This window comes from Bacillus sp. AFS001701 (assembly GCF_002559405.1).
In the GTDB taxonomy this organism is placed as follows: domain Bacteria; phylum Bacillota; class Bacilli; order Bacillales; family Bacillaceae_G; genus Gottfriedia.
In genome coordinates, this window is sequence record NZ_NTZO01000154.1 from 1 (window position 1) to 7,043 (window position 7,043).

A 7,043-nucleotide genomic window follows, 5' to 3' on the forward strand; every position below is an offset into this window, starting at 1 on the left:
TGCCATTATGTTGAATAAGAAAAAGCGATCTTCTATTGAAGTATCGCATGCGTTAGTTAGTTACATAACGAAACATGGCCCCTTCCAATTACTTAGCCAGTAAAGGCTCCAATAATAGCTCCTCCGATTATTCCTAAACCAATGATTGGTTTATAGGCTTTTGTAATCAGTGCATCTGGGAGGCTAATTAACAACCCTATTAATATTCCTTTTGTCCAACCATACAAAGGAAGGACAGTTACTGAAATTAAGAAACCAATCGTAAAACGATTAATAAATGAACTAATAATAGCAATGCGTTTGTCCTCAAATTTCATGGGGAGCATTATAAGTACAGATATTAAACCAAATATAAAACCAGATATAATTCCTAAATAAATGCTGTTCATTGATAATAAATATCCTTTCTCGTACTAACTCATCAATTGATAAGATTCCTTTAAAAGAACTAAAAACGCTTGATCTAGGTCGTCTATACTATGAAATCTAAAGTTATTGTGAAATCTATTTTTGGAAACTTGTTCAATTTTAGTAATCTTCTCGTGTTCAATTTGATGGTTTGTAACTAAATTAAAATCTAGCCATTTCTTTTTTGGATGAACTCCACAAAAGGAAGACTTATTCAAAAGATGAATAGAAGTCTTTTTAAACTCAATTTCAAATGGTCCTATTTCTTTCAATAAATCGAGTATTTTTGAATATATTTCATTAACATTAGATGCCTTATTTAAGAATAGTTCATTTTCTGACATATTTTCATCGCCTTCTTTCTCCCTAACTTATAAGATTGTATAACCATTAATTTGCATCTTTTTACACCATTTTACCATTTTCCTATGCAACTAAACTGCCAGTTAGTCCAATAAAAAATAGACCACCAAAGTAGTCTATCGTTGTACAACTTACGCATTCGTTAGTTGAAAACACTATTATTTATTTCGTAACAGCGATTAAATCATCCATTGTAAGTAACGAGTGTAAAATTAATCCTGCTTCGTATAAATTTTCTTTACCATTTTGTTTTCGATCAATAACACATAAAACGTCTTTTACATTGGCACCAACTTGTTTTAAATCCTCTGCACTAAGTTTAATTTGTCCCCCAGTTGTCACTACGTCTTCAACAATACAAACTTTCTTATTTTGAATATCAATTCCTTCTGCAAGTTTGCAAGTACAATAGGCTTTCGCTTCTTTTCGAACAAATACTACTGGGATGCCTGTTTTTAAAGATAAAGCAGTGGCAATCAGTGATGCAATAGTAGTTGGAATAACCAATAAGCGAGCGTTTGAATCTGTCCATGATTATATGAATATTGTTATTTCTATTCTTCTTCAACCATTCTTTCGACTCTTTTAATTTGCTTTGTACTTTCTTCCTTCCAAGAAGTCAATTTCATAGATAGAGTTTAATATTTTCGTAACACCTTTTTGAACAACCTTATCTTCATGTTCCGGTATACTTAATGGTCTTTTCTTTTTCGAATTGATTTTCGGAATATACATTCTCCTAACTGGAACAGGACGATAGCTTTTGCTCTTAAGTCTGCTTACTAAATCCTCTATATTTTCTTCGATATTACTACTGTATTGTTCTTTCGTTGTACCTTTTATCCCAGTTGCTTTCTTATTTGGTAATTCAATGTGACATTGAACTAGTGATTGCTTATCTAGTAAATGTGCAAGAGATGTAAATTTCATTTTAGGATCAGATTTTGCTAATTCTGCTATCCTTAGTAGTTTTGTTTCCATTTGTTATACCTACCTCTGTGTGTAGTAAATGTGTCCCTATTAAGGGTGATAAACTGGTAGTAGCCTTTCCTCCATCGGCATTACCCAACTTCATAGGTAATACGCTACTATCCGACTCCCTACATCGGCATTTGGTTTCCTCACTTGTTATCGCTTGTACACCATACTCTTCTATAAAGAAAAGACCGGTAGGGTCTCCCGAGTTGCCGTATCATATCAATGTGTAACGTGCCAAGGTCTCTGACTCCAGAGAGACTTTACCATTCTTGCCTTACCGAAAGGTAAAGTGTAGCTTTCTGCTATGCGTAAAGCATCAGCCCTCTCTATTTACTAACATTATGGAGCTCAATCCCTTCAACCATATGGCTTTCGGCCCGCCACCTAACTGTCTACGCTTAAAGATTAAAGTTACCTTTAATCCTCCAAGACTCGCTACGAGCGACTGGCTAGTTCTTACTCGACGGGAATCCCACCCGTTATATGATACGACCTATGCTCGGCCGCACACGCATCAGTTAGTTGTATAAAAAGGTTTTTTTACTATTTTTTCTTCTCGTTTAAAGTTCTGTTAATTGAAAGCAGGATTCCAATAATTACTCCCATAAAAATACTTATTAATCCAAAACCATTAACACCCGAATTTGGCATAAAAACCCAAGAATATAAAAAGAAAAAAATAAAACAACTTATACTACTTATTAAAATATATCTACTTAAATCCATCTTGAAGATTCCCCTTTATGCATCTTTTTTTATCCCGAATTATATTAAAATTCGTCAGAAATGTACGAAATCCTTGTACAACTATCCTGCCAGTTACTTCAATAAAAAAAAGTCGCATTGGCGACTCGTGATCTTGTTCAACTAATGCATGCGTAAGTTACTTAACTAGTTTTCCATTTTTATCAAAATATTTATATTCCAAACTATATGCTTCAGATGCTTTATACATTGTAAGAATACTAGCGCTTGGTTTACCCACGTTAATTTCATTTTTCTCTGTGCTACCAGTAGCATTCACAACACGCACACCCAATTTAGCGACAGTATTTTCGTAATTTGTTATTACAAGTAGGTTAAAAGGCAAAGGCTTTCCATCTTGATATCCCCTAAATAAAGGGAAAACTTGTAGGTTTTCTTCTGTTTTATTTTCGAGGTTAGTGTATCCATAATCAGCATTGATAAATTTATAATTTCCAATAATGTTTTTTTCAAAGTGTATATATGCAGGGATATTATCATGCAAATACGCTACATATCGATCATTTTTCAAATCATATATTTTTATAATTTCAATTGATTGGTTAGGATCGATTAATGATTGAATATTTTCTACGATATTTTTTTTATTATTTCCATTCATTAGAAAATTAGGTTTAAAGAATATGTACCAGACAATAGCTACACACAACATAAACATAATGGCGATCCTTTTTTTATGATGCATCACTGACTTACCTCCCATGGTGATCACTTCTAAGTATGTTAATTCTAGGTCTTATAAAAATCACCTTCCTAATGATGCTGAGTTATTTCCAAAAGTTTAGTAAGTAACACCTTACTTATTCAATCTAATTTGCAGTTTTGCACAATAAAAAATCGACTAAAAAGTCGATCATGATATACAACTAATGCTCTCGTTAGTTCAATAAGAATTGGAAAAAAATCTATGTTTCTGTAACTCTTAAAACGAACAAAAAGAAAGAACCTGTTTTGAAAAAGAATGTTCAAATCAAGCACTTAATAAATTCAATTGGATTACTCTGATAAAAAGGTTGATCATTTCTATTAGCCTTATTCAAATAAAGCGCCCGATTCTTGAATAAAGCATATTGTTCGTTTTAGCAGCATTATAGGTGATGGAATGAAAAACAATATTCAAACCACACTAATATCTATAGGAAAATTATATTGAAGGAAAATAATTTAAAAGGAGTAAATGATGCAGAAACAAATTATTTTATTTAATCTTGACGATACTCTAGTCTATTGTAATAGATATTTTAACAAGGTTATTGGAGAGTTTGCCGACCAAATGATCATATGGTTTGACTCCTTAACAAAAGAGCAAATAAAGCAAAAACAGCTTGAAATTGATTTGGAATCAATTGATGAACACGGTCTAACATCAGGCCGTTTTCCTGAATCCTTTATTGGTGCTTATAAATACTTTTGTGACCTTACAGGAAAAGAAAAAGTCAAGCATGAAATCGAATTATTAAGAGAGTTGGGGTTTAAGGTCTTTAACATTCCTGTAGAACCGCTCCCCTATATGAATGAAACACTACAGCAATTAAAAGAAGCAGGACACGAATTATATTTACATACAGGTGGAGATGAAGAGAATCAACGTAGGAAGATTACTCAGTTAGAACTCACTACATATTTTGAACATCGTATCTTTATTTCAGAACATAAAGACACAACCGCTTTATCGGATATATTAAAAACAATTGATGCCGATCCTAAAATAACTTGGATGGTAGGAAATTCGTTAAGAACTGATATCGTTCCAGCACTGGAGTTGAACATCAATGCCATTTACATTCCAGCTGAAGTAGAATGGAAATATAACGATGTTGAAGTTAATGTTGAGCCTAAAGCGGCTTTTCTAACGTTACATTCACTACATGATATACCGAATGCAATACATAAACACATTAAAAAGGAAGGTCGAGTCAGGAATTAATTCTCACCAAATAATTTTGATATCTATAACCGAAATAGAGACCAAGATAATCTTTATAATTAAATAAAGTAAACTTAAAGGACTTTATAAAGCAGTTGAAAGCTATATATTTATTCTATTTACTAATCAACGAGTCCTTTCCTTATTCAACTAATGCATGCGTAAGTTGAACATCAAGATCGACGGTTTCGTCGATCTTCTTTTTGTACTAACTGCAGTTTAGATTAAGAAGGAATGAAATAATAATGAAAAACTAATCTATAAGTGAAATTATATTAATAGGGAGAATAGCTATGCCGAGGAAATAAAAAAAAGGAAAAAGAACCAGAAGAAAAATATGATGGTGTACACCTATTAGCTTTTTTTGCCATCGGTTTTATTCGTGAATATTTTCATCTATCATTCAATTTTTTTTTATAGCAGTCTCACTCTAGTGGATTGTCGCTTACTATTACTTAGAGAAATGGAAGATGCGTACCATTCTAAAGTATATTATCCTTGCAGTAATCGCTTTTTTAGTTAGTAAGTTTTTCTTTTAGGACTTCAATTTTGAAGTTCTCTATGCAACTAACGCTCTCGTTAGTTCAATAAGAATATTTGTATTGATACAAAGAACGCAAACAAAGATACTATGAAATAAATATATCCATTTTTTTTTCGTTTTAGTTGAAATTCAGATATACTTGCCAACAAGACCGTTGCTCCTAAGAAAAAGAGCATATAAGGCATTAATGCTGACTTATGAGTTATTAAGCCATAGATAGACAAAATTACGACTACCGATGCAAATATTAACCTTAAAATTCTTAACATTCGAAGTTCCTCCGTACTATTTATTTAGTAGTAAATTCCAACTAATGCATGCGTTAGTTCTATATCATCATCCAACAAAAGGAGCAATTATTAAAAGGAAAAGGGAACAACTTATAATAGTTGCAGTAATTGAAATTGGAAGTTTTTTTCTTCTAGATGTCTTTTCATTTCCTATGAACTGAACCTTATTTATGTAAAGCACAAAATATAACATTAAAAATGCAATTAGAGTGATCCAATTAAATATGTTACTATGTATGCTGACTCCAAAGATATAATAGACGAAATCAATTAACTTAAAGAATATACCACCTAAAATAATATACATAAAAACTATACGCAAAATCCCAAATAAGAATTTCATTAATTCCTCCAGTTCTTTAAGCCCTCAATATTCAACAACTACAACTGTTACTTCATCTTGGTATTATATTTCTTCATCATATAACCACCATATGTTTTTAATAACTTAAATACTCTTAGATTATCTCATATTATAAAAACCTTAGTTATTGGTAAATCCTGCTTATTGAACTACACTAATGGACTACAGAAGTAGCCCATCTTTGTTGAACTAACGCTCTCGTTAGTTCAATAGTTTTCTTTCGAGGAACAAGTAATACAATATATACATTCTTGTTTTCTCGTAATTAAGGTAGTCTTTATAAAAAATTGGATATTTATCGATATTTGTTTTTAAAAACTTATATTGATCAAATTGATCAAAAAATGATAACTTCAACCATTTTATTAAGTTTTTTTTATAAATCTCATCAGATTTACCTCTAATAATATAATTATGGCTTGAAAGGATAATCATCCAATATGTATTCAAATCAGCGTTAAGGCAATCATCCTCTGAGAAAAAATCTTTATAATCATTTTGAATAAGTTCAGTATCTTGATAAGGGAAAGGATTTTTTAGTGTCTCCCCCAATTTCAATAATTCTTTTAAAATAATCGGATTTTTTTCAGCTTTTACCAATTCTAAAAGGTATTGGAAGTATCTAACCATTCCAGTAGAAACTTTCTCACTTCTAATATTTCGAAATGGATCTAAAAAATCTAAGTTATACATGTCTTTTGTTTTCAAATTAAGTCACCATAATTAAACATTTTTATATAAATTATATCATTTCTTATTCAACTAACCTGCCAGTTAGCACAACAAAAAATGGACTACGGAAGCAGCCCATCGTTGTTGAACTAACGCTCTCGTTAGTTGTACAAGCTAATCATAAATTCGTTTAAGTGAACTGAAATAAATTCCCTAAAGTAAGTACAATGAGTAACAATATCAGCTACCCTTCGATCAATACTTAACTGGTATTGTTTTGCTATAATTAGTGTTCTTAAATTGCTATAATCCTCTGTGATTTGCCCCCAAACCATCTTACTTGGGGTAACTACGAGAACCTTTTTTGCTCCCAATACATATGGTGCCATCATTAACACAGAAGTTTTGACTGAACCTGTGGGTATGACAACAATTGCTGTATTAGAATCATTAATTGTAAGGAATTACAAATTGAATAAATTTCTCCAATTTGTGCATTCCTTAGCCCTGGTTCATTGCTTGATTCTTTAGGCTAACTAATATACTTATAAACTTCTTCAAAATAAAAATCAGTCATATTCAGATTATCAAAATTTCACATAATTTTCCTTCACCATACCTACAGTTAATTGACTCCCAATTCAAAGAATTTCTCCCTATTATTATACAAAATATTTAAAATTAATTCTCTATTCAATAAAATCGAACTACTCAAGAGCCAAACTATACTTT

Annotated in this window: 7 protein-coding genes and 1 pseudogene; 1 reads left to right on the forward strand and 7 read right to left on the reverse strand. The window is 31.4% G+C overall.

The genetic code is table 11. The annotated features are described in order from the left end of the window. Positions 1 to 92: 92 nt before the first annotated feature. The 5 genes and pseudogenes from CN514_RS12100 to CN514_RS12130 form a co-directional block, all read right to left on the reverse strand. Positions 93 to 389, reverse strand: a complete 297-nt coding sequence (locus tag CN514_RS12100) for a hypothetical protein (RefSeq protein ID WP_098232801.1) — start codon at positions 387 to 389, stop codon at positions 93 to 95. A 24-nt stretch (positions 390 to 413) separates the two neighbouring features. Beyond that, a complete protein-coding gene (locus CN514_RS12105) occupies positions 414 to 752 on the reverse strand; it encodes a DUF5655 domain-containing protein (protein ID WP_098232802.1) in 339 nt (112 codons plus the stop codon). Between the two features lie 181 nt (positions 753 to 933). After that, positions 934 to 1,248: pseudogene (locus CN514_RS12110) on the reverse strand (orotate phosphoribosyltransferase); the annotation flags it as partial. Between the two features lie 108 nt (positions 1,249 to 1,356). After that, positions 1,357 to 1,752: a reverse transcriptase family protein gene (locus CN514_RS12120; protein WP_098232804.1), complete on the reverse strand. Its 396-nt coding sequence runs from the start codon at positions 1,750 to 1,752 to the stop codon at positions 1,357 to 1,359. Positions 1,753 to 2,632: 880 nt separating this feature from the next. After that, complete coding sequence (locus tag CN514_RS12130) at positions 2,633 to 3,202, reverse strand: hypothetical protein (RefSeq protein WP_141529360.1); 570 nt, start codon at positions 3,200 to 3,202, stop codon at positions 2,633 to 2,635. 492 nt (positions 3,203 to 3,694) lie between these two features. Between CN514_RS12130 and CN514_RS12135 the strand changes: the two genes are divergently transcribed. Further along, positions 3,695 to 4,441, forward strand: a complete 747-nt coding sequence (locus tag CN514_RS12135; RefSeq protein ID WP_098232807.1) for an HAD family hydrolase — start codon at positions 3,695 to 3,697, stop codon at positions 4,439 to 4,441. Between the two features lie 579 nt (positions 4,442 to 5,020). On the opposite strand, the gene CN514_RS26830 is transcribed toward CN514_RS12135, so the two are convergent. Together CN514_RS26830 and CN514_RS12150 are read right to left on the reverse strand one after the other, a co-directional pair. Next, positions 5,021 to 5,254 (reverse strand): DUF3953 domain-containing protein, encoded by a 234-nt coding sequence (locus CN514_RS26830; RefSeq protein WP_098232808.1) that lies wholly within the window; start codon positions 5,252 to 5,254, stop codon positions 5,021 to 5,023. 586 nt (positions 5,255 to 5,840) lie between these two features. After that, positions 5,841 to 6,269, reverse strand: coding sequence for a YxiJ family protein (locus CN514_RS12150; RefSeq protein ID WP_098232810.1), 429 nt, complete (start codon positions 6,267 to 6,269; stop codon positions 5,841 to 5,843). Between the last annotated feature and the right edge of the window lie 774 nt (positions 6,270 to 7,043).

What these genes read in the sequence shown, in the direction of transcription:
- CN514_RS12105 (WP_098232802.1), bottom strand. Translation starts at nt 752, where the DNA reads ATGTCAGAAAATGAACTATTCTTAAATAAGGCATCTAATGTTAATGAA.
- CN514_RS12120 (WP_098232804.1), bottom strand. Translation starts at nt 1,752, where the DNA reads ATGGAAACAAAACTACTAAGGATAGCAGAATTAGCAAAATCTGATCCT.
- CN514_RS12150 (WP_098232810.1), bottom strand. Translation starts at nt 6,269, where the DNA reads ATGGTTAGATACTTCCAATACCTTTTAGAATTGGTAAAAGCTGAAAAA.
- CN514_RS26830 (WP_098232808.1), bottom strand. Translation starts at nt 5,254, where the DNA reads ATGTTAAGAATTTTAAGGTTAATATTTGCATCGGTAGTCGTAATTTTG.
- CN514_RS12135 (WP_098232807.1), top strand. Translation starts at nt 3,695, where the DNA reads ATGCAGAAACAAATTATTTTATTTAATCTTGACGATACTCTAGTCTAT.
- CN514_RS12100 (WP_098232801.1), bottom strand. Translation starts at nt 389, where the DNA reads ATGAACAGCATTTATTTAGGAATTATATCTGGTTTTATATTTGGTTTA.